General features: G+C 68.2%; 18 protein-coding genes and 2 pseudogenes. 10 read left to right on the forward strand and 10 right to left on the reverse strand.

The features are described from left to right. Positions 1 to 45: 45 nt before the first annotated feature. Entirely contained in the window at positions 46 to 1,356 is a 1,311-nt protein-coding gene (locus DIE15_RS31945; RefSeq protein ID WP_057925863.1) for an MFS transporter, read from the reverse strand. Positions 1,357 to 1,467: 111 nt separating this feature from the next. Further along, on the reverse strand, positions 1,468 to 2,484 hold the full coding sequence (locus DIE15_RS31950; protein WP_124835334.1) for an ABC transporter substrate-binding protein: 1,017 nt from the start codon (positions 2,482 to 2,484) through the stop codon (positions 1,468 to 1,470). Between the two features lie 284 nt (positions 2,485 to 2,768). Here DIE15_RS31950 and DIE15_RS31955 point away from each other — a divergent pair, with 284 nt between their 5' ends. Then, a complete protein-coding gene (locus DIE15_RS31955) occupies positions 2,769 to 3,434 on the forward strand; it encodes a response regulator transcription factor (RefSeq protein WP_057925865.1) in 666 nt (221 codons plus the stop codon). After that, positions 3,421 to 4,842 (forward strand): sensor histidine kinase, encoded by a 1,422-nt coding sequence (locus tag DIE15_RS31960; protein ID WP_124835336.1) that lies wholly within the window; start codon positions 3,421 to 3,423, stop codon positions 4,840 to 4,842. Before DIE15_RS31955 ends, DIE15_RS31960 begins: the two co-directional genes overlap by 14 nt. 295 nt (positions 4,843 to 5,137) lie before the next feature. Here DIE15_RS31960 and DIE15_RS31965 read toward each other — a convergent pair whose 3' ends face one another. After that, positions 5,138 to 5,569 (reverse strand): Lrp/AsnC family transcriptional regulator, encoded by a 432-nt coding sequence (locus DIE15_RS31965; protein ID WP_044845386.1) that lies wholly within the window; start codon positions 5,567 to 5,569, stop codon positions 5,138 to 5,140. A gap of 295 nt (positions 5,570 to 5,864) precedes the next feature. Between DIE15_RS31965 and DIE15_RS31970 the strand changes: the two genes are divergently transcribed. Both DIE15_RS31970 and ctlX read left to right on the forward strand, forming a co-directional pair. Continuing rightward, positions 5,865 to 6,944 (forward strand): ornithine cyclodeaminase, encoded by a 1,080-nt coding sequence (locus DIE15_RS31970; RefSeq protein WP_124835337.1) that lies wholly within the window; start codon positions 5,865 to 5,867, stop codon positions 6,942 to 6,944. A gap of 59 nt (positions 6,945 to 7,003) precedes the next feature. Beyond that, positions 7,004 to 8,005: a citrulline utilization hydrolase CtlX gene (gene ctlX / locus DIE15_RS31975; protein ID WP_057925868.1), complete on the forward strand. Its 1,002-nt coding sequence runs from the start codon at positions 7,004 to 7,006 to the stop codon at positions 8,003 to 8,005. A 149-nt stretch (positions 8,006 to 8,154) separates the two neighbouring features. Here the strand turns inward: ctlX and DIE15_RS31980 are convergent, their stop codons facing one another. The 4 genes and pseudogenes from DIE15_RS31980 to DIE15_RS37885 form a co-directional block, all read right to left on the reverse strand. After that, positions 8,155 to 10,962 (reverse strand): Hsp70 family protein, encoded by a 2,808-nt coding sequence (locus tag DIE15_RS31980; protein ID WP_124835339.1) that lies wholly within the window; start codon positions 10,960 to 10,962, stop codon positions 8,155 to 8,157. A gap of 5 nt (positions 10,963 to 10,967) precedes the next feature. Next, positions 10,968 to 12,809: an Hsp70 family protein gene (locus DIE15_RS31985; protein WP_057925870.1), complete on the reverse strand. Its 1,842-nt coding sequence runs from the start codon at positions 12,807 to 12,809 to the stop codon at positions 10,968 to 10,970. Beyond that, on the reverse strand, positions 12,806 to 13,381 hold the full coding sequence (locus DIE15_RS31990) for a DUF2760 domain-containing protein (RefSeq protein WP_124835341.1): 576 nt from the start codon (positions 13,379 to 13,381) through the stop codon (positions 12,806 to 12,808). Before DIE15_RS31990 ends, DIE15_RS31985 begins: the two co-directional genes overlap by 4 nt. Positions 13,382 to 13,639: 258 nt before the next feature. Further along, positions 13,640 to 13,780, reverse strand: a pseudogene (locus DIE15_RS37885) (transcriptional regulator); the annotation flags it as partial. On the opposite strand from DIE15_RS37885, the pseudogene DIE15_RS32000 reads away from it, so the two are divergent. The 5 genes and pseudogenes from DIE15_RS32000 to DIE15_RS32020 all read left to right on the forward strand — a co-directional run. Next, a pseudogene (locus tag DIE15_RS32000) lies at positions 13,781 to 14,177 on the forward strand (FAD-dependent oxidoreductase); the annotation flags it as partial. Between the two features lie 163 nt (positions 14,178 to 14,340). Then, positions 14,341 to 15,267, forward strand: coding sequence for a LysR family transcriptional regulator (locus DIE15_RS32005; RefSeq protein ID WP_260428395.1), 927 nt, complete (start codon positions 14,341 to 14,343; stop codon positions 15,265 to 15,267). Positions 15,268 to 15,380: 113 nt separating this feature from the next. Next, positions 15,381 to 16,511: a DSD1 family PLP-dependent enzyme gene (locus DIE15_RS32010; protein ID WP_124835345.1), complete on the forward strand. Its 1,131-nt coding sequence runs from the start codon at positions 15,381 to 15,383 to the stop codon at positions 16,509 to 16,511. A gap of 149 nt (positions 16,512 to 16,660) precedes the next feature. Next, entirely contained in the window at positions 16,661 to 17,632 is a 972-nt protein-coding gene (locus DIE15_RS32015; protein ID WP_124835346.1) for an ornithine cyclodeaminase family protein, read from the forward strand. Between the two features lie 29 nt (positions 17,633 to 17,661). Next, a complete protein-coding gene (locus tag DIE15_RS32020; RefSeq protein WP_124835348.1) occupies positions 17,662 to 18,384 on the forward strand; it encodes an HAD family hydrolase in 723 nt (240 codons plus the stop codon). Between the two features lie 65 nt (positions 18,385 to 18,449). Here DIE15_RS32020 and DIE15_RS32025 read toward each other — a convergent pair whose 3' ends face one another. Both DIE15_RS32025 and DIE15_RS32030 read right to left on the reverse strand, forming a co-directional pair. Beyond that, on the reverse strand, positions 18,450 to 19,067 hold the full coding sequence (locus DIE15_RS32025) for a glutathione S-transferase family protein (protein ID WP_057925977.1): 618 nt from the start codon (positions 19,065 to 19,067) through the stop codon (positions 18,450 to 18,452). Between the two features lie 92 nt (positions 19,068 to 19,159). After that, positions 19,160 to 19,528: a hypothetical protein gene (locus DIE15_RS32030; RefSeq protein ID WP_124835350.1), complete on the reverse strand. Its 369-nt coding sequence runs from the start codon at positions 19,526 to 19,528 to the stop codon at positions 19,160 to 19,162. A gap of 82 nt (positions 19,529 to 19,610) precedes the next feature. Between DIE15_RS32030 and DIE15_RS32035 the strand changes: the two genes are divergently transcribed. Continuing rightward, the gene (locus tag DIE15_RS32035; protein WP_057925876.1) at positions 19,611 to 20,078 is read left to right on the forward strand and encodes a MarR family winged helix-turn-helix transcriptional regulator; all 468 of its coding nucleotides are present in this window, start codon (positions 19,611 to 19,613) and stop codon (positions 20,076 to 20,078) included. 18 nt (positions 20,079 to 20,096) lie between these two features. Here the strand turns inward: DIE15_RS32035 and DIE15_RS32040 are convergent, their stop codons facing one another. After that, positions 20,097 to 20,690, reverse strand: a complete 594-nt coding sequence (locus tag DIE15_RS32040) for a TetR/AcrR family transcriptional regulator (RefSeq protein WP_124835352.1) — start codon at positions 20,688 to 20,690, stop codon at positions 20,097 to 20,099. Positions 20,691 to 20,787: the final 97 nt, after the last annotated feature.

Below are 20,787 nucleotides of genomic sequence, written 5' to 3' on the forward strand. Positions count from 1 at the left end.
ATCGGGAGCAGGAACCGCGCGGAACCGCAGCCCCTGGCCGAACGCTCACGCCCGCGCCGCCACCATCCCCCGCTCCGAGCGCGTCCACGCGACCAGCGCACCGATCCCGAGCAACGCGAGACACACGATCGGCACGATCATCGGCCCGAACGCCGTGCCCGTCACCTTGCCCGCGAACGGCATCAGGTTCTGGCTGAAGAAGCCGCCGAGGTTGCCGATCGAGTTGATCGCCGCGACGCTCGCCGCCGCACGCGCGCCGGTGAAGTAACGCGGCGGCATCGACCAGAAACACGGATACAGCAGCGGGATGCACGCACCGCCGAGCACGAGCGCGATGAAACGCAGTGGCGTCGACGGCAGCACGAGGCTCAGCAGGAAGCCCAGCGCGCCGAGCGCCGCGACGATCGCGATCGTGCGCAGGATGCTCTTCGCGCGGCGCAGCTTCGACGGCAGCCACAGCAGCAGCAGCACCGCGAGCGCCCACGGCAGCATGCTCAGCAAGCCGTTCGTGCCGCTCGACACGCCGAACGATTTCACGATCGTCGGCAGCCAGTACGTGACGCCGTACAGCGACGTCGACATCAGCATGTAGGTCGCCGCGAACAGCATCACGCGCGGATCGAGCAGCGCCTTCCACGGCTGAGCATGCTCGGCTTGCGCGGGCTTCTCGCGTTCGAGCGCGGCCGCGACGATCTGCTTCTCGCGTTCGTCGAGGAACGGCGCATCGCGGAACGACGCCGGCAGCACGCGGAACACGACGACCGCGACGAGCACGGCCGGGATGCCCGTCGCCACGAACACCCACTGCCAGCCCGCCAGCCCCCACACGCCGTTCAGGCTCAGCAGCACGCCGCCGACCAGCGAGCCGAGCATGTTCGCGAGCGCGCTGCCGAGCGTGAAGATGCCGAGCACCTTCGCGCGGTAGCTCTGCGGAAACCACAGCGTCAGGTAATAGATCACGCCCGGATAGAAGCCGGCCTCCGCGATCCCGAGCAGGAAGCGCAGCGAACAGAACGCGGGCATCGACGTCGTGAAGCCCATCAGCACGGTGATGAGGCCCCACGTCAGCATGATCCGCGCGAGCCACACGCGGGCGCCGTAGCGGTGCAGCGCGAGCGTGCTCGGCACCTCGAACAGCAGGTAGCCGATGAAGAACAGCGACGACGCGAGACCGAACGCGGCCTCGGTCATCCCGAGGCTGTGCACCATCTGCAGTTTCGCGAAGCCGACGTTCTGCCGGTCGATGAACGCGATCAGGAACATCACGACGAGGATGGGCAGCAGGCGCCGCGCCATCTTCGACATGATGCGCTGCTCTTCGGCGGACGCGGGGTCCAGGGTTTCGGTGGCATTCACTGCGGGCTCCTCCGGGAATCGGTTGCTTGTCGGTTGAATCGGCGCCGCGCGCGACGAACGCGCGGGCGCAGGGTATTCGATGAAATGGGGTCCGGCGGCGGACGGCGGCGCTCAGCCTGTCCGGTAGTCGTCGAGCATCGGCGCGAACATCTCGTGCCACGCGCGCGGCTTCGCCTTGATCGTGCCGGCGAGATAAAGGAATTCCACGTAGTCCATCAGCTGGTTCGGCCGCACCGAGAAGCGCGTGTCCGGCGCGGCGAGCATCTGCATCACGTCGTCGTGCGACACGCCGACACCCGACGACGACGCATACAGCGCGGCCGCCGCGCGCGGATCCTGCGCGATCAGGCGGTTCGCTTCGTCGAGCGCGCCGAGAAACGCCGCGGCCAGTGCAGGCTCCGTGTCCACGAGCCGCTTCGGCGCGAACACGACGTCGAGCGTCATCGGGCCGAGCACGTCGACCGAATTCACGATGCGATGAATGCCGGGCTGCCGCAATTCGAGCGTCGAGAACGGCGGCGACGTGAAGTGCGCGGTGACGCCGTTCTCGCGGCGGATCAGCGCCTGCATCGCCTGCGGATGCGGCAGGTTCACGGTGATCGAATCGAGCTGCGCGAAATGCTTCGCGCCGAGCTGCCGGCTCGCGACCATCTGCAGCACGACCGCCGACAGCGACGTGCGGATGCCCGGCACCGCGATCCGGTCGGCCGGCGTGAAGTCGCGCAGCGTCGCGAGGCCCGGACGGTTCGCATTGAGCGACAGCGACGTCGTCGACAATCCGCTGATGCCGATCACCTCGACGTTCGGAATCCCGCGCGCCCGCGCCCACAGCTCGATGAAACCCGGCGCGCCGGCCCCGGCGAAGTCGAGCGTGCCGGCCATCATCGCGTCGTTGACCGAATTGCCGCCGTCGAGCAGCACCCAGTCGACCGCGACGTCGCGCAGCCCGTGCCGCGCCGCGTGCCGCTCGAACAGCCGCTGCTTTTCCATCACGAGCAGCGGCAGGTACAGCACGCCATAGCCTTTCGAGATCCGTACCGTGCGCGGCTTCGAGCGCACCAGCGACGGCGCGGCGAGCGCGCCGAGGCCGGCGGCGAGCAACGCGCGGCGGCGCGGCGACGTCGTCATGCGCCCGCCTTCCCGGCACACACGGCACGGCCGGCGCACGCCATCGCATCGGCCGCCATGCGGCTGCGGCCAGCTTCGCCGCACCGGCGAGCGCCGGGCGGCGGCGCGCTGTGCCGCGCGTTCGTCGCTTCCGCTTCCTGTTGCATGTTGCCGTCTCCTGTGGTTCTGGTATTAATGGCCGTCTTCGCTTGTTCCGGCTGAATACAGGTTATCGAGCGAGTCTGAGAAAATGCTGACATCCCGACCCCGGGAAAACCCGTAACCCTCTACCTGCAAACGGCACCATGCGCATTCTCGTCGTGGAGGACGATGCCGAAATCGGCGCGGCGATCCGCAGCCGCCTCGCGCGGCTCGGCCATGCCGTCGATCTCGAAACCGACGGCTCGACCGCGAACAGCCTGCTGCGCGTCGAGCGCTTCGACCTCGTCGTGCTCGACGCGAACCTGCCCGGCCTCGACGGCTTCGCGGTGCTGCGCAACCTGCGCGCGTCGGGCAGCACGACGCCGGTGCTGCTCGTCACCGCGCGCTCGGCGATCGACGATCGCGTGAGCGGCCTCGGCCTCGGCGCCGACGACTACCTCGTGAAACCGTTCGACTACCGCGAGCTCGATGCGCGCGTGCAGGCGCTGCTGCGCCGCAACAGCGGCCATGCGAACGACGTCCTGACGCTCGGCGGCCTCGTGATCGACCGCAGCAGCCGTCTCGCGGAACTCGACGGCCAGCCGCTGTCGCTGTCGCGCCAGGAGTTCGCGCTGCTCGAGATTCTCGCGAGCCGACCGCAGCGGATCTTCTCGAAGGACGAGCTGCTGAACCAGCTGTTCAGCTTCGGCAACGAGCCGACCGCGAACGCGGTCGAGCAATACGTGACGCGCGTGCGCAAGAAGCTGCAGGGCAGCTCGGTCGAGATCCGCACCGCGCGCGGGATGGGATATCAGATTGCCGCGCATTGACTGGTTCCCGAAGACGCTGTTCGGGCGCACGCTGCTGTTCATCGCGCTCGTCGTCGCGACCGGCGCGCTCGCCCTCGCGGTGATCGCACGCTACTACGCGGGCGTCGCGGCCGAGCGCGCATACGACCAGTTGCTTGCGGGCGCATCGATCCAGGTCGCGGAGAACCTGTACGTGCAGGGTGGCGTGCTCGCGCTGAATCCGCCGGTCGCCGCGCTGTCGACGCTGTCGCGCTACGACCTCGTCTACTACAAGGTCGTCGATTCGCGCGGCGTCGTCGTGGCCGGCTACAACGATCTCGCGAGCCCCGCGACGCTCGCCGCCGCGAAACAGGGCCCGGCGTTCGCGAACGCCGTCTACCAGGGGCACAGGATCCGCACCGCGACCATCGCACGCTACATGCCCGAGGAAAGCACGCCGGGCTGGGCACTCGTTACCGTTGCGCAGACAACCAATGCACGACAGCAGCTCACGAACGACATGAGCATCAAGGTATGGACGCTGATCCTGCTGATGAGCGTACTCGCGATCGGCGCGAGCGGCCTCGCGATCCGGCGAGGATTGCGCCCGCTCGCGCAGATCGGCACGATCATCGCCGCGCGCGACCCGGCCGACCTGCGGCCGGTGGCCGTCGATACGCCGAGCGAGATCGACGCGATCATCGGGTCGATCAACGGGCTGATGCGCCGGCTGGCCGAGCGGATCAACGCGATGCAGCGCTTCATCGCCGACGCCGCGCACCAGATGCGCACGCCGCTCGCACGGCTCGACGCGCAGATCGAACTGCTCGACGGCGAGGCCGATCCCGCGCGTCATGCGGCGCGGCTCGATGCGCTGCGCGCGACCTGTTCGGATGTCGGGCGCCTTACCGGGCAGTTGCTCAATCATGCGATGGTGATCCATCGCACCGAGGTCGTGCCGCTGCAACCCGTCGATCTCGTCGCGCTCGCGAAGGATGTACTGGGCCGCACGATTCCGCTCGCGGACGCGCGCGACGTGGCTGTCGCGTTCGCGAGCGATGCGCCGCATGCGTGGATCGACGGCGATGCGATCAGCTTGCAGGAGGCGTTGTCGAACGTGCTGCACAACGCGCTGCTGCATGGGCATGCGGACGATATCGTCGTGTCGGTAGCGACCGCGGGCAACGTGGATGATGCAGTCACGCTGACCGTCACCGACAACGGTCGCGGGATTCCGCGCGAACATTGGGATGCGGCGTTGCAGCCGTTCGTGCGGATCGCGCCGGACGGCACCGAGCGCCGCACGGGGTCGGGGCTCGGGCTCGCGATCGTGCAGGAAGTGATGAAGGCGCACGGCGGGCGCGTGGGGTTCGCGTTTCCCGATGCGGGCGGGTTCGCGGTGGTGCTGACCTTTCCGCGGGCAACGGGGACGCGCGCCCGCAACGCATGAAGCGACGGCCGCTGGCGTACCGCTGGGCCTCTTCTCGCGCCACCGACGCCGCCACCGCCTGCCCACCCGGATACGCATCGCGCACACGCTCTCATCAAGAGGCGTTCTCGCGGGACCATGAAGCGCGACACACGACACGCCTCGTCTGCAGCACGTAGTGCGGATCACCCACATGCGAAAACGTCCGACTATGACTTGCCGTTCGTGCCTCTGCCCGAAGCCCTGCGACGGTGCTCGGGTGTGTTTAACCTGATCATGCGCGACGCAAGCGGCCTGTCACGTGCGCCGCCATGCGTCACGCCTTGTGCGTCGACAACAAAATACTCGTCTCGGTATTCGCGATCCCGTCGATCAACCGAATCGCGCCAAGCACGCGATCGAAATGCTCGAGCGAATCGGCGTGCAGCTCGGCGACCAGATCCCAGCGCCCGTTGGTACTGTGGATCGACGCGACGTTCGGATGCCCGCGCAGCACCTTCACCACTTCGGCACCGCGATTGCCCTGCACCGCGATCGACATCAGCGCGCGGATCCGATGCCGCTCGGCCGCCGGCTTGAGCCGCACCGTATAGCCGACGATCACGCCGTTCTTCTCCAGCCGCGTCAGCCGGTTCTGCACGGTCGCACGCGCGACGCGCAACGCCTTCGCGAGGGCGACGACGGGCATTCGCGCGTTGTCGCGCAGCAGCGCGATGAGCTGCCGGTCGACGTCGTCGAGCGTAATCATGAACGGATCTTCCTGTTGAGCATGAGCCGGCCGCCAGCGTGCCGGACGGTGTGCATTTCGACTAGTGCAATTTGAACAAACTGCCATATCTGACCAGCAATTTGCCAAGTCTATCGATAAATCTGCCACTTTTGCCGTCTTTTTGTTGGCTCGACTCCCGGAAATAATGACTCCATCGACCGGCTGCACACGCCGGACAACGCTTTTGATGGAGCCGGGGCCCGGGCCGAAGCGCCCGCCCCGGTCGACCAGGACGCCTGGACACCCGTACCGGCAAAAAAATGGAGACAGACCGATGACTCGCTTCCTCGACGTTCCCGCCACCGCCCGACTGATCGCCAAGACCGGCGTCACGCCGTTCCTGCGTGAGCTCGTCGACACGCTGCGCGCCGATTACCTGCACTGGGCCGACTTCGACAAGTCGTCGCGTGTCGCCTGCCATTCGCGCGACGGCGTGATCGAGCTGATGCCCGTCGCGAACGCGTCGCTGTTCGCGTTCAAGTACGTGAACGGCCACCCCGTCAACGCCGCACGCGGCATGCACACGGTGATGGCCTTCGGCGCGCTCGCCGAAGTCGACACCGGCTACCCGCTGCTGCTCGCCGAACTCACGCTGACCACCGCGCTGCGCACGGCCGCGACCTCGGTGCTGGCCGCGCAGGCACTCGCCCGCCCCGACTCGCGCACGATGGCGCTGATCGGCAACGGCGCGCAGAGCGAATTCCAGGCGATCGCGTTCCACACGCTGCTCGGCATCGAAGAGATCCGCGTGTTCGATGTCGATCCGCACGCGACCGACAAGCTGGTGCAGAACCTCGCCGCCTATCCGGCCCTGCGCGTCGTGCGCGCCGCATCGACCGCCGACGCGGTGCGCGGCGCCGATATCGTGACGACCGTCACCGCCGACAAGGCCTACGCGACGATCGTCACGGCCGACATGATCGAGCCCGGCATGCACCTGAACGCGGTCGGCGGCGATTGTCCTGGCAAGACCGAACTCGAAGCCGGCGTGCTGACCGCGGGCCGCGTGTTCGTCGAGTTCGAGCCGCAGTCGCGCATCGAGGGCGAGATCCAGCAGATGCCGGCCGACTTCCCGGTGACCGAACTGTGGCGTGTGCTGCAGGGTGAGACGACCGGCCGCGAACGCGCGGACGAAGTCACGGTATTCGACTCGGTCGGCTTCGCGCTCGAGGACTACTCGGCGCTGCGCTACCTGTACGCACTGGCGCAGCAGCACAACGCGGGCGTCGAGATCGCGCTGATTCCGCCGGCCGTCGATCCGAAGAACCTGTTCGCGCTGATCGACGATCCGGCCGCGATCGCGCAGGGTCACGCGGCGTTCGTGACCGAAGCCGTCGCTGCGTTCGCGCGCTGATCGTCATCGTCGGGCGGCGTGCGCGCCGCCCGCCTCACCGCCTCTCGCCTCTACCGTTCATGAATCTCGTATCGATCCAGGCGCCCGCCGCCGTCGTGATGATCCGGCCGCACCGCTTCGTGCCGAACCCGCAGACCGCGGCCGACAACGCGTTCCAGCGCATGGCGGCCGGCGGCGCGAACGACACGTCGTCGGTGTCGGCCGCCGCGCGCGACGAAGTCACGGCCGCCGCGCAAACGCTCGCCGATGCAGGTGTGCGCGTACACGTGTTCGACGACCACGGCGAGCGCGACACGCCCGACTCCGTGTTCCCGAACAACTGGTTCTCCACGCATCCGGGCGGACACGTCGCGCTGTATCCGATGTATAGCCCGAACCGCCGCCGCGAGCGGCGCGCCGACATCGTCGAAATGCTGAAGGCCGAGTACCGCGTGCAGGACGTGATCGACTACTCGGGGCTCGAATACGACGACGTGTTCCTGGAAGGCACCGGCGCGATGGTGCTCGATCACGTCGCGCGGATCGCGTACGCCGCACGTTCGCGCCGCGCCGATCCGGTCGCGCTCGAGCGCTTCTGCACGAACTTCAACTTCGAGCCGATCTGCTTCGACACGGCCGATGCGAACGGCCGCCCGATCTATCACACGAACGTGATGATGAGCGTCGCCACCGAATTCGCGATGGTCGGCCTCGACCTGATCGCCGACCGCCGGCGCCGTGACGAGATCGCGCAACGCCTCGCCGAAACGGGGCGCACGGTGATCGCGCTCGATCACGCGCAGATCGCGAATTTCGCGGGCAATACGCTGGAACTGTCGGGCAAGGACGGGCGCGTGCTTGCGCTGTCGCGGCGTGCGTTCGACTGTCTCACCGGCGACCAGCGCGCGACGATCGAGCGCTCCGCGCGGCTGCTGCCGCTCGACGTGCCGACGATCGAACTGGCCGGCGGGTCGGTGCGTTGCATGTTGGCGGGGATTCATCTCGCGCGGCGCTCGGCAGCGGACAGCGTGACGGAAGTTGCGTCAGTCACGCGGCAGCACGAGCCGGCGCTTCAGCACTGAAAACAGCGATCGGCTGCCGATGCGTGGCGCCGGCAACCGCTATCCCGATGTCGAACGGAAGGTGGCGCGCCGGCGATGTACGCACACCGGCGCGTCACCTCGACATGCATCGTCATACTGACGATATTCGTGCATGCGCACGACAGCGCTCAACCGCCCAGCAGCTTCAACCCGGCCGGCAGCGTTTCGCCGAACACGCGCGCCGTATCGGCTTCGTCGAACGCAATCGCTTCGCGCACCATGTCGATCCACGCGGCCGATGCATTCGCGGCCGACAGACGCTTGATCACCGCTTCACGCGTGTCGTCCGGCAAATCGCGTTCGCGGTCGCCCGTCATCCGCGCGATTTGCGCAACCGCGAATGCAGCGGGTTCGACCTGCTTCCAGTCCAGCGCGAACAGCGCGTCGAGCCAGCGATTCGCCATCTCGGCCGGCACGACGCTGTGCGCGCTGCCGTAGAACGGCCGCCGCGCGCCGATCCGCCCGAGCGCCCACGCGCACAACGTGCGCTCGGCCGGCTTCTGCAACTGCACGATCAATCGCTCGGCCAGCTCCACCTTGCGCTCGACGGGCAATCGCTCGAGCGACGCGGACAAGCGCGTCATGTCGGCCGGGCCGACCTTGGCCGGGTCGAACGGCAGCTTGCGGCGCTTGTCGTCGGATGGTTCGAGGAATGCGATCGCGTCGCGCACCTGCGTTTGCGCGTCGTCGTCGAGACCGCCGGCCACGCGCCGCCACAGCGTCCACCACTCCGACCACACCTGCGCGTCGTTCACGTACTGAATCCCGTCGTCGAACAGCGGCCACAGCTGCTCGATACGCCATGCATCGAGCGGATGACCGAAGCCCGGACGCAGGCAATAGCCGGCGAGGTTCAGCCATGCGCGTTCGTGATCGGCCGAGCGCCGCCGCCTGCGCGCTCGTGCGAGCAACGCATCGAACAGTTCGCGGGCGAGCGCGACGTCCCACTCGTCGCGCGGGCCGAGCACCTGTTCAAGTTGCGCGCGCAACCGTCGCGTATCCTTCGGCGTGACGTCCGCGGACTTGCCGCCGAACGAGCGGTCGATCAGCTCGATCGCGTGGTCGAGACGCGGATGGCGCGCGAGCGCGGCGTCGTCACCCTGCGTGGGCGCATCGCCGCGCAACTGGAACTCGAGCCGCCAGCGCCGCGCGGCATCATCGGTCGCGATGCAATGCATTTCAAGCGTGCCGACCTCGGTCAGCGACGCGGTGAGTTTCACCGGCGTTTCGCGTGCGTCGCCGCCGGCCTGCCGATCGACGACCGTCGCGATCGGCGGCAGCCGCACGAAATCGCCGCCTTCCAGCTCGACGAGATCGCCGGGCCGGTATGCGGCCTCGGCCACCGTCGACACGAGGTGGAAACGCACCGGCTGCCCGAGTTGCAGCGCGAACGTGCGCTCGTCGAGCCGGATCTCGCGGCCTTCCTCGGTGCCGCGCGGCAGCAGGCAGACGCCGCGCGGTGCCGCGCCCCCGTCACCATCGTCGAGCACGAGGAAATAGCTGCGCGCGGAGCCGCCGCCGATGCGCGGTGCATGCCCGGCCCGCGCGAGGCCATAGGCCACCGCGCCGCGCGCGACCGCCACGTCCGGATGCGCGTTGTGCAACACATCGAGCGGCGCGCCGCGCCATGCGCCGAGCGTCTGCGCGAGACGGCCGGCGAGTGCGCCCGCGCGGAACACGCCACCGTTGAGCAGCAGCGTGTCGGGCAGCGGGCCTTGCGCATGACGATTCAGGAACGCGGCGACGTGGCGCGTAACGGCCGGGTCGCTCGCATACGGCAAGCCGAATTCGACGATCGCGGTCCGCGCACGGCGCGGCAGCTCGCCGGCCTCGACCTGCGGAAAGAAACCGTCGACGACGATCTGCTCGACTTCCTGCCGCGTCAGCTCGGCCGAGCGCGCGCCGCCGACGAGCTTGCTGCCCGCGCCGAGCAGGGTCACGGTGACGGACGCCGGCGCGTCGTCGCCGAGCAGCCGCTCCTTCGCGGTACGGCAGCGTTCGACGAGCTGCGACAGGCTCGCGGCGGACAGCCGCGTGCCGGGCTCGGTCAGCCGTGTCTCGACCAGGCGCGCGAGCGCGAGGTCCATGTTGTCGCCGCCGAGCATCAGGTGATTGCCGACGCCAACGCGCGTGAAGGCCGGTTCGCCGTCGTCGCCGGGCGCGACGTCGACCAGCGTGAGATCGGTCGTGCCGCCGCCGACGTCGCAGATCAGCACGCGGCGCGGTGCGGCGAACGTGTCGCGCAACGTCGCGCGCTGGCCGTACAACCAGTCGTAGAACGCGGCCTGCGGCTCTTCCAGCAACCGCAGCGCCGGCAGTTTCGCGCGCCTGGCGGCCTCGACCGTCAACGCGCGCGCGCCGTCGTCGAACGACGCAGGCACCGTCAGGATGACGTCCTGCTTCGCGAGCGGCGCATCGGGAAAGTGCGCATCCCACGCGGCGCGCACGTGCGCGAGATAGCTCGCGCTCGCGTCGACCGGCGACACCTTGTCGACGCCTTCGGCCGCGCCCCACGGCAGGATCGCCGCGAGCCGGTCGACCGACGCGTGCGACAGCCAGCTCTTCGCGCTGGTGACGAGCCGGCCCGGCACCTGTGCGCCGAGCGTGCGCGCATAGCGGCCGATCACCGGCGGCAGCGCGCCGGCGCTGCCGTTTCCATCGTCACGATCACCCGGGCCGCCAGCACGGCCGCCGCCCGAACGGGCGGCCGCGTCGCGCGCGCCGGACATCTGCCACGGCAGCCGCAGCGCCTCCGCCGCGAGTTCGCCCGCCGCCGGGTGATAGCGCACCGACGGCAGCAGCGGCTGCGCGGCCACCGCGCCGGGGCCGACCAGTTGCTCGACGTCGAACACGCGGATCGCGTCGGAGCCGGCCTCGACGTATGCGACGACCGTGTTGCTCGTGCCGAGGTCGATGCCGACCGTATAGCGCTTCATCGCGCTCAGGCGGCGCCGCGCACGTCGAACTCGACCTTCCAGCGCTCGTTCGTGCCACTCGGGATCGCCTCGAGTTCGAGCGTGCCGGCTTCGGTCACGCGCGCATGCAGCTTCACCGGCACGATCTCGCCGACCGTGCGCCCTTCGGCGGGCAGCGTGGCCTGGATTTCCTCGAGTTCCTGCAGCTCTTCCGGCGACCAGTAGTCGAGCAGCGTGCCGACCTGGTCCTGGCGGCGCACCGACGACCCGAAGAAGCGGAACTGCACCGGTTCGCCAACGACGAGCCCGAACTCCTGCGGCGGCAGCGCCGCATCCGAGCCTTCCTCCATCCCGAACGGCGCGACGCACAACGCCTGCACCGGCGGCTCCAGTCCCGGCACCGCGGGCATCGCCGACTCGATCGCGACGTAGTACGCACGCGCCGTGCCGCCGCGAATGCGCACGCCACGGCCGCGCTTCACGTAGCCGTAGTACGCCGCGCCACGCGCGACCGCGAGATCGAGGTCCGCGCCTTCGAGCAGGCGCGCGGCCGGCGCGCCTTCGGCTGCGAGCCAGCTGTTGAGCGTATCGAGCACGCGCTGCGTGAGCAGCGTCGACTTGAACACGCCGCCGTTGAACAGCACGGCGGTCGGATGCAGGAACGTCGCGCCCTGCGGCAGCGTGCGCTGCACGCCTTCGAGCGCATCGAGTGCTGCGACCTGACGGCCGAGGAACGCGGCAAGATGGCGCGTGATGCCCGCGTCCTGCGCATACGGCAGGCCGAGTTGCGTCAGGCCGACGCGCGCGCGGCTCACCGGGCGCGCGGCTGCGTCGACTTGCGGGAAGAAGCCTTCGAGGATCGTCTGCGTGAGTTCCGCGCGCGTGAGCTCCGTGCGGATCGACCCGCCGATCAGCTTCGAGCCGCGGCTCGGCACGACGAGCGGCACCGCGTCGGTCGTCGGGTCGGACAGCAGCGTTTCCTTCGCGGCGCGGCACGCGTAGGTCAGCGCGCGCAGTTGCCACGGATCGGCCTGCGTGCCCTGCTGCGCGAGCTTGCGCGCGACCACGTGCGCGAGCGCGAGATCCATGTTGTCGCCGCCGAGCAGGATGTGCTCGCCGACCGCCACGCGATGCAGTTCCAGGTTGCCGTCGCGCTCGACCACCGCGATCAGCGACAGGTCGGTCGTGCCGCCGCCGACGTCCACGCACAGGATCAGGTCGCCGACCTGCACCTGCTTGCGCCAGCCGCCTTCGCTCTTCTGGATCCAGCTGTAGAGCGCCGCCTGCGGCTCCTCGAGCAGCGTCATCCGCGCGTAGCCGGCGGCACGCGCGGCTTCCGCCGTCAGTTCGCGCGCGGCCGGGTCGAACGACGCGGGGATCGTCACCGTCACGTCCTGGTCGACGAACGGCGCGTCGGGATGCGTGTGGTCCCACGCCTCGCGCAGGTGCGTCAGGTAGCGGATCGAGCTTTCCAGCGGCGACACGCGCGACACTTCGGGCGGCGCATCGCTCGGCAGGATCGCCGCGCGGCGATCGACGCCCGGGTGGCACAGCCAGCTTTTCGCGCTCGACACGAGGCGGATCGGCGTGCCCGCGCCGCGCGTGCGTGCCATTTCGCCGACCGCGAAGCCGCGCGAGGCCGTCCACGGCAGCGTCAGGTCGCCCTGCGTGAGTTCGCTTTCATGCGGAAGATAGAGGAACGACGGCAGCAGGTCGCGCGACTCCAGCGCGCCGGGCGCGGTGAGCTGCGCGATCGGCAGCACCTGCTGCGTGATGGTTTCGCCGTCGCTCGCGGCGCTGTCGACGTACGACAGCGCGCAGTGGGTGGTACCAAGGTCGATACCGATCGAATAGCGCGGATCGCTCACAGTTCCACCTCCGCCGGTGCGACGACCGATGCGTCGTGACTGCCCGTCAGCTTCGGCAGGCGCACGTCGGCCACGCGCCAGCCGCGATGGCTGACCGTGCCCGAGAACGGTGCCGAGCCGACCACGTTGCCCGTCACGCGCACGGCCGTCGCGTCGAAACCGGCCGGCAGCGTCACACGGCTGCCTTCGGCTTCGTCACGCACCGGCACGATCGTGAAGTGTTCGCGCAGTGCGGCGCGGCAACCGTCGTGCACGAGGCGGGCGGCGGCGCCAATGTCGGCGTCCGCGTAGCCGGCGATGTCTTCCTCGACGAAGTCGATGAAGCGCGCATCGCGCTGCAGCAGGCCGAGCAGTTGCAGCGCGGCTTGCGGGCTGGCTTCGCGCAGCTCGGGGGCCTTCACGGGCGCGGGTGCCGGAGCCGGCGCTGCGGCGGGCGCCGGCGCAACCGGGGCCGGGGCGCCGTCGCGCACGCGCAGCACGCCGGCCGCGAACTCGCGGTTGCCGAGCACGGAGAAGAACGTGCCGACGGCCAGCGATAGCCGGCCGAAGAAGGACAGGTTGGATTCGGGCATGGGGTCTGGACTCCTGTGGGCTCGCGACGCGGCGAGCATCTTACCTGGGCGCCCTGCAACGGCGTGCGATTGCGCACTGCCGCCGCCCGGCGCGTGATTCGGACGCACCCTCTCGGGTGCGGAAAACCCGTATTTTGCCCTGTGACGGGCAAACCGGGCAGAAGTTGGGGGACAGAACACGATGGCGCACGATTTCGCGCCGCGCCGGATTACGTCGGACTACCGGCTATCTGCGATCGGCCGCGATGTTGCGGCGCGTCAGCGCGGCTTGCGGCGGCGCGCCGCCTTCGCTTCGAAATCGCGCGACAGCATGCCCAGCGTGACCTCGCCGAAACGCGCGAGCAGCACCGCTTCCGCCTCTTTCAGCGTGGCCGACAGATGCGCATTGACCGTCTGTTCGAAGCGGAAGCGGCGCTGCTCCGCACACGTGGCGTGCGTATCGAGCGGTCGCCGGTCGTCGACATCCTCGGTGATGCACCGCGTATCGAAGCGCTGCGGCTCGCCGACGGGCAGGTCGTGCCGATCGATGCGCTGTTCGTCGGCGCGCGTACGGAAATGGCGAGCGATCTCGCGCAACAGCTCGGCTGCGCGTTCGACGAAGGGCCGCTCGGCATGGCGATTCGCGTCGATACATGGAAGCAGACGAGCGTTTCCGGCGTGTTCGCGGCCGGCGATGCGTCGAGCCTGATGACGAATGCGACGTTCGCGTCGGGCGTCGGGCGTCGGGCGTCGGGCGTCGGGCGTCGCGGCCGCCGTGGGCGCGCATCGTTCGCTGATTTTCGGACTCGCGGCGTGAGGCAGGTGAAGCCGCGTGCTGCGTGACGCGGCATCGCCCCTTCCTCGAGGCCTCGCTCACGTCGATCCACGCGCGCGCTTGTCGATATCCATGGTCGCATCGTTGGATTCACCCAGCGATGTAATGTTTAATGCTCGGCAACGCCAGCATTAAGAGACACGAAATGCTCGACCTCGAAGACCTTCGCCTCGTGCGCGCGATCGGCGCATCGCGCTCATTGGCATCCGCCGCTCGACTGCTCGACCTCACCCCGCCCGCGGTCACGATCCGCCTGCAGCGGATGGAGGCGCGGCTGGACGTCCGCCTTGCCGTGCGACAGCCGAAAGGGATCGCATTGACCGACGAAGGTCAGCGGCTGTATCAGGAAGCCGTCGAGATTCTCGAGCGCGTCGAGGCGCTGCCGGTCAACCTCTCCGGCGATCACGGCGACGTGCAGGGCACGCTGCGCGTCGTCGCGCCGTTCGGCTTCGGACGCAAGTACGTCGCGCGGATCGTGCGTGACGTGCAACGCGCGCATCGGAAGCTCGAGATCTCGCTGCACCTGTCGGAAAGCCCGTTGAGCAGCGCGTCGGGCGCCGACGTGGTCGTGCACGTCGGCAGCCTGAAGTCGTCGTCGTGGATCGGCTATCCGCTCGCCCCCAACGAGCGCTTCCTGTGCGCGAGCCCCGGTTACGCGCGTCGCATCGGCGAACTGAATCATCCGTCGGACCTGGCCCGGTATGACTGCCTGTGCCTGCGCGAGAACGACGAGGACATCCCGCGCTGGCACTTCTCGCAAACCGGCCACAACAAGGGCGAACCCAGGCGATCCGCGGTGATTCGCGTAACGGGCGCGCTTTCGTCGAACGACGGCACTGTCATCACCGACTGGGCACTGGCCGGGCTCGGCATCGTGGAGCGCTCGGAATGGGACGTCGCGCCGCTGCTGGCGAACGGCAAGCTGGTCAGGCTGCTGCCCGACTGGCATCTGCCGCCCGCGCCGGTGACCGCGCTGCTGCCGTCGCGCACCGGCCGCTCCGCGCGGCAACGGGTTTTTCTCGATGCCGCGAAGCAATTTCTCGATCCGCCGCCATGGCGCGGCAAGGCATGAGCGGCTTTCCTGGATTAAATATCGCTTAATGATCGATTTGGCATGCGTTAAACACGCCGCTTGCCAAACACCCTACAGTGTTCGCTGTCGGCAACCCACCGAGGCAACGCATCATGGGCATCCCACCCGTCAACACCCCCGCCGCATTGATCGACGTCGATCGCATGCGCGAGAACATCGCGCGCATGCAGGTGCATCTCGACGCGCTGGGCGTCAGGTTCCGGCCGCACGTGAAGACCACCAAGTGCCGGCACGTCGTCGACGCGCAGATCGCGGCCGGCGCGCAGGGCATCACGGTATCGACACTCAAGGAAGCCGAACAGTTCTTCGCGGGCGGCGTGCGCGACATCGTCTACGCGGTCGGGATGATTCCCGCGAGGCTCGGCCAGGCACGCGCGCTGCGCCGGCAGGGCTGCGACCTGAAGATCGTCGCCGACAGCCTGCAGACCGCGAACGCCATCGCCGAATTCGGGCGCGCGCACGGCGAGCGCTTCAACGTGTGGATCGAGGTCGACGTCGACGGCCACCGTTCGGGGATTCGGCCCGACGACGGCCTGCTGATCGACGTCGGCCGCGCGCTGGTCGACGGCGGGATGACGCTCGGCGGCGTGCTCGCTCATGCCGGCTCCAGCTATGAATGCGACACGCGTGACGCACGGGTCGCGATCGCCGAACAGGAGCGCAGCCGCACCGTGCGCGCCGCCGAGCGCCTCAGGGCGGCCGGCTTGCCGTGCCCGGTCGTGAGCATCGGCTCGACGCCGACCGCGCTGACCGCCGAGAACCTCGACGGGGTGACGGAAGTTCGCGCAGGCGTCTACGTGCTGTTCGACCTCGTGATGCACAACATCGGCGTATGCGCGCTGTCCGACATCGCGCTGTCGGTGCTGACCACCGTCATCGGACACCAGGAAGAAAAAGGCTGGGCCATCGTCGATGCAGGCTGGATGGCGATGAGCCGCGATCGTGGCACACAGCGGCAGGCGCGGGATTTCGGCTACGGGCAAGTGTGTACCGAAGACGGCGACGTGCTCGGCGAATACGTGATGAGCGCGGCCAATCAGGAGCACGGCATCGTGTCTCGCATCGATACGCCCGACACGGGCATCGCGCAGCGGTTTCCGATCGGTACCCGTTTGCGGATCCTGCCGAACCACGCGTGCGCGACCGGTGCGCAACATCCGGAATATCACGCGCTGAGCGGCGATGGCACGGTACAGACCTGGCCGCGCTTCTACGGGTGGTGAGGGTCACGCGCACGGTAGCCGGTGCGGCGATCCGATGCCCGGCGAAATCGGCCATCGCTCCCTCATTTGAAGAAAATTGACAGTTTGTCTACATTTGTACAAACTATAAATATCGCGATTCGCATTGCACCTTCACAGGCTCGCCCACCATGCCGTCAGACGCCCAACTCCTCCTTCTCGACCGGGATGTCGTGGAACCCGCCCTTCAGGCCGACCACGTGATGGCGGCGGTCCGCGAAGCCTTCGTGCTGCACAGCCAACGCGCCGGGCGCGTGTTCCCGGTCGTACGCGAGAAGCTGCATACCGGCGGTGTATTCGGCATCAAGTCGGGCGACGTCGCGCGCCAGGATCTGCTCGGTTTCAAGGCGGCCGGGTTCTGGCCCGGCAATCGGAGCCGCGGCGGCGAACCGCATCAGGCGACGATCGCGCTGTTCGATCCGGCCACGGGCCGCCCACTCTGCATCATGGACGGCAACGCGATCACCACGGCCCGAACCGGTGCAGCAGGCGGCATCGGGCTGCAGGCGCTCGCCCGCCGCGACAGCACGCGCATCTGCGTATTCGGCACCGGCGTGCAGGCGTGCGTCCAGCTCGACTACGCGATCAGGCTGCTGCCGCAGCGGTGCACGGTGCAGTACGTGAACGTCAGCGGCAAATCGGACTCGCTGTTCGAATCGGCATTCCGCGAACGCTGCGACATCCGCGTCGCACGGGGCCGGAACGATGCGGTGGCCGGCAGCGACGTGGTCATCACCGCGACACCGGGCGGCGGCCCGCTGTTCGATGCGGATGCGGTTCAGCCGGGCACCCATCTGACCTGCGTGGGCGCGGATACCGCAGGCAAGCGCGAACTTCCGGAAGGCGTATTGGAACGTGCACGCGTTTTCGTCGACGATCACGAGCAGGCGCGCGGCATCGGCGAGTGTCAGTGGGCGCCGGATTTGCCGCACACTGAAATCGGCGACATCCTTGCGGGAGTTGCATCGGTTAATCGCGCCCCGAACGAAATCACGGTATTCGACATGACCGGACTCGCGCTCCAGGACCTGACCGTTGCGCGCTTGCTGTATCGGCAGGCCGTCGAAAACGGCGCGGGACGCTCCGTCCCGTGGCCGTGGTGAACGGCAACTGCGTGGTATCTTCCGTCGCCATGCACCTGCCCCACGTTTCCGCCATCTCGTTCGATCTCGACGACACGCTGTGGCCGTTCGGACCGTCCGTCGAACGGGCCGAGGCGTCATTGCATGCGTGGCTCATCACGCACGCGCCCAATACCGCGAGCGTGCTGCCTGCGTCGCAGACACTGAGCCAGTTGCGCGACGAATACGAACGCGCGCGGCCGGACCTCGTCGGCGACTATCGTGCGTTGCGCATCGGCTCGATCCGACTCGCGCTGGAACGCGCGAACGAAGACATCGCGCTGACCGATCACGCGTATGACGTGTTCTATTCCGCGCGGAACCAGGTCGAATTCTTCGACGACGCATTGCCGGCGCTCGCGTGGTTGAGCGCGCGCTTTCCGCTGATCGCGGTGACGAACGGCAATGCTGACCTTCGGCTGACGGGCGGCGGCGAGTTCTTCCGCGAAACGCTCAGCGCGCGTGCGTGCGGGTTCGCGAAACCCGAGCCGGCGATCTTCCACACGGCCGCCGCGACGCTCGGCGTGCCCGCGGCCGAACTGCTGCACGTCGGCGACGATTTTCAGCTCGATATCGTCGGCGCGTTGAACGCGGGGCTTCAGGCGGCCTGGGTCGTGCGCGGCGAAGGTCGGGAAGCGGAGCACGCCGCGCATCGTGCTCCGTCCCCGCATCTGACCGTTCGCGACCTGTCGATGCTGTGTCGCGCGCTCGGCGGCCCCGTCGAGGGGGTGTAACCGCAGGCCCGTGAAATCACGCAAGCGAAGCCGATCACGCCCGTCGGCATAACCGACCGCCGTCTTCACGCTGCCTTCCTCGCCTCCGCGATCCGTTGCGGCGCCTTCGGCCGCGCATAAAGCCGCTCGAGATACGACTGCAGTTGCGGGAACGGTTCGATCAGATGGCACTCGCTTGCCCAGTCGATCAGGTAAGCCGTCACGCAATCGGCCACCGTCAGCGTGTCGCCGACGATGAATTCACGCCCCTCGAGATGCTTGTCGAGGATCGCGGCCATCGCCTTGAAATCCTCGCGCGCGAGTTCGATATCGGCCGGCAGCCGCTTCTCCGGCGGATAGATGAACGTATGCCGCGTAATGCGCCACAGCGGCTGCTCGAGCTCCGTCACCGCGAACATCACCCACCGATACGCCTGCGCCCGCAGCGCCGGATCGGTGGGCAGCAGCGCCTTCTCCGGATACTTGTCCGCGAGATACAACACGATCGCGGCCGACTCCGGAATCACGAGATCGCCGTCCACCAGCACGGGCACCTTGCCCGCCGGATTGATCTGCAGAAATTCGGGCCGCTTGTGCTCGCCCGCCAGCAGGTTGACCGACACGAACTCGAAATCCGCATCCAGTTCCTTGAGCCCCCAGAGCGCGCGTTGCGAGCGCGTACCGGCAAATCCGTAAAGCTTCATCGCAATGTCTCCGTTGAAAATGTCGGGGAAGATCTCCGCGCGCAGGCGATGGCCCATCGGCCTCGACGACCGCGCGCAGCGCCTGTCGCCATTCACATGCCGGGCACCGCGAGCACCGGCATCACGTCGATCGCGTCACCCGGGAACAGCGTGAAATGCGGGTGGCCTTCGAACAGCGCGGCCGCCGCGTCGTGCGATGCGGCGCGCACGACGGTAAAGCCGCTCATCGCATTGGCGGTGTCCGTGACGCCGCCCTTGCCGATGGTCTTGGTCTTGCCGAGCGGCCCGCCGAGTTCGACGATCGCGTCGCGATGCCGGTCGACCCACGCATGCCACGCGGCGATCCCTTCCCGTTCCCGCGTGCGCCGCTCCTCCTCCGGTAGCGCCATCCATGCCTTCATGCCCGCGCTCTCCTTGCTGCCGAGGAATACCGCGAGATACAACTGCTGTTGCGCACTCATGCTTCCTCCGTCCGATGGCGGGAACGGCGGGCTGCCGCTCCTCGCCCTTGACACGATAGGTTGATATCAACACAATTGCAACATGGCACGCAAAGAAAAGCTCCCTTTCGAAACGACGCTGATGGTGCGCGATTGCTGCCTGTGCCTGCACATGCAGCGCGCGGCGCGCAATCTCGCGCGCATCTTCGACGATGTGCTGCGCCCGCTGGATCTCACCAACGGCCAGTTTTCGCTATTGATGTCGTTGAACCGGCCCCAGCCGGCCACGATGAAATCGGTCGCGTCGCTGCTCGCGATGGACCGCACGACGCTGACCGCTGCATTGAAACCGCTCGAGCGGCGCGGGCTGGTCACCATCACGCAGGATCCGGACGACAAGCGCAGCCGCCTGCTCAAACTCACGCCGGCTGGTGAGCAGCTGCTCGCCGAAGCGTTTCCGCTTTGGCAGCAGACGCATGCCGAGATCGAACGGCCGTTCGCGGCAGGGGAAGTCGATGTATTGCGCGGCCAGTTGCGCGCGCTGTCGGAGGATCCGGCTACGCGCGGCTGAAGCGGCGTGCCGTGCGATTCACTTCCTGCCCTTCTTCGGCATCAGCAGTTGCGCGAACTCCTGCAGGAAACGCACGGGGCCGTGCGCGTGCAGCGCCTGCCCGCTGCTGAGCGCACCGTCGATGACGGTCGCGAGCCGCAATGCGTAGGTCTGCGGTTCGTCGATCCCCATCGCGCTTGCCAGCTCCGTCAGCCGGCGCCGCAATTCCTGCTTGTGCGCGACGGCGACCTGGCGCGCCGGATGACTGCCGTCCGCGTACTCGGCTGCGATGTTGATTTGCGGACAGCCGCGATAACCGGGGCGCTCGATGCGCTCGCCGATCCACTGCAGCTGCGCATCCAGTTCCTCGCGCGGCGTGCGTCGGTACTGCGCGGCCACCGCGTCCCAGTGCGCCCAGAAATCCGCATCCTCGCGCAGCAGGAACGCCTCGATCAGGTCGTCCTTCGTCGCGAAGTGCCGGTACAGGCTCGTCTTCGCGACGCCCGCCTGCGCGACGATCAGGTCCACGCCGACCGCACGCGTCCCTTCCCGATAGAACAGCGCGCTGGCCGTCTGCAGAATGCGCTCGCGCGTATCGGGCGCGCCCCCGTTCGTGTCCGTTCCCTTTTTCATCCAAGCCCGGCCGCCGAGGGCCGCCCGTCCCGCAAAAGTGGATCCGATGATAGCACTCGAAGGTTGACGACGCTACAGGTCTGTACTATAAAACAGA

Origin of the sequence: Burkholderia sp. Bp9031 (assembly GCF_003857965.1) — a bacterium.
GTDB classification, from domain to species: Bacteria; Pseudomonadota; Gammaproteobacteria; order Burkholderiales; family Burkholderiaceae; genus Burkholderia; species Burkholderia ambifaria_A.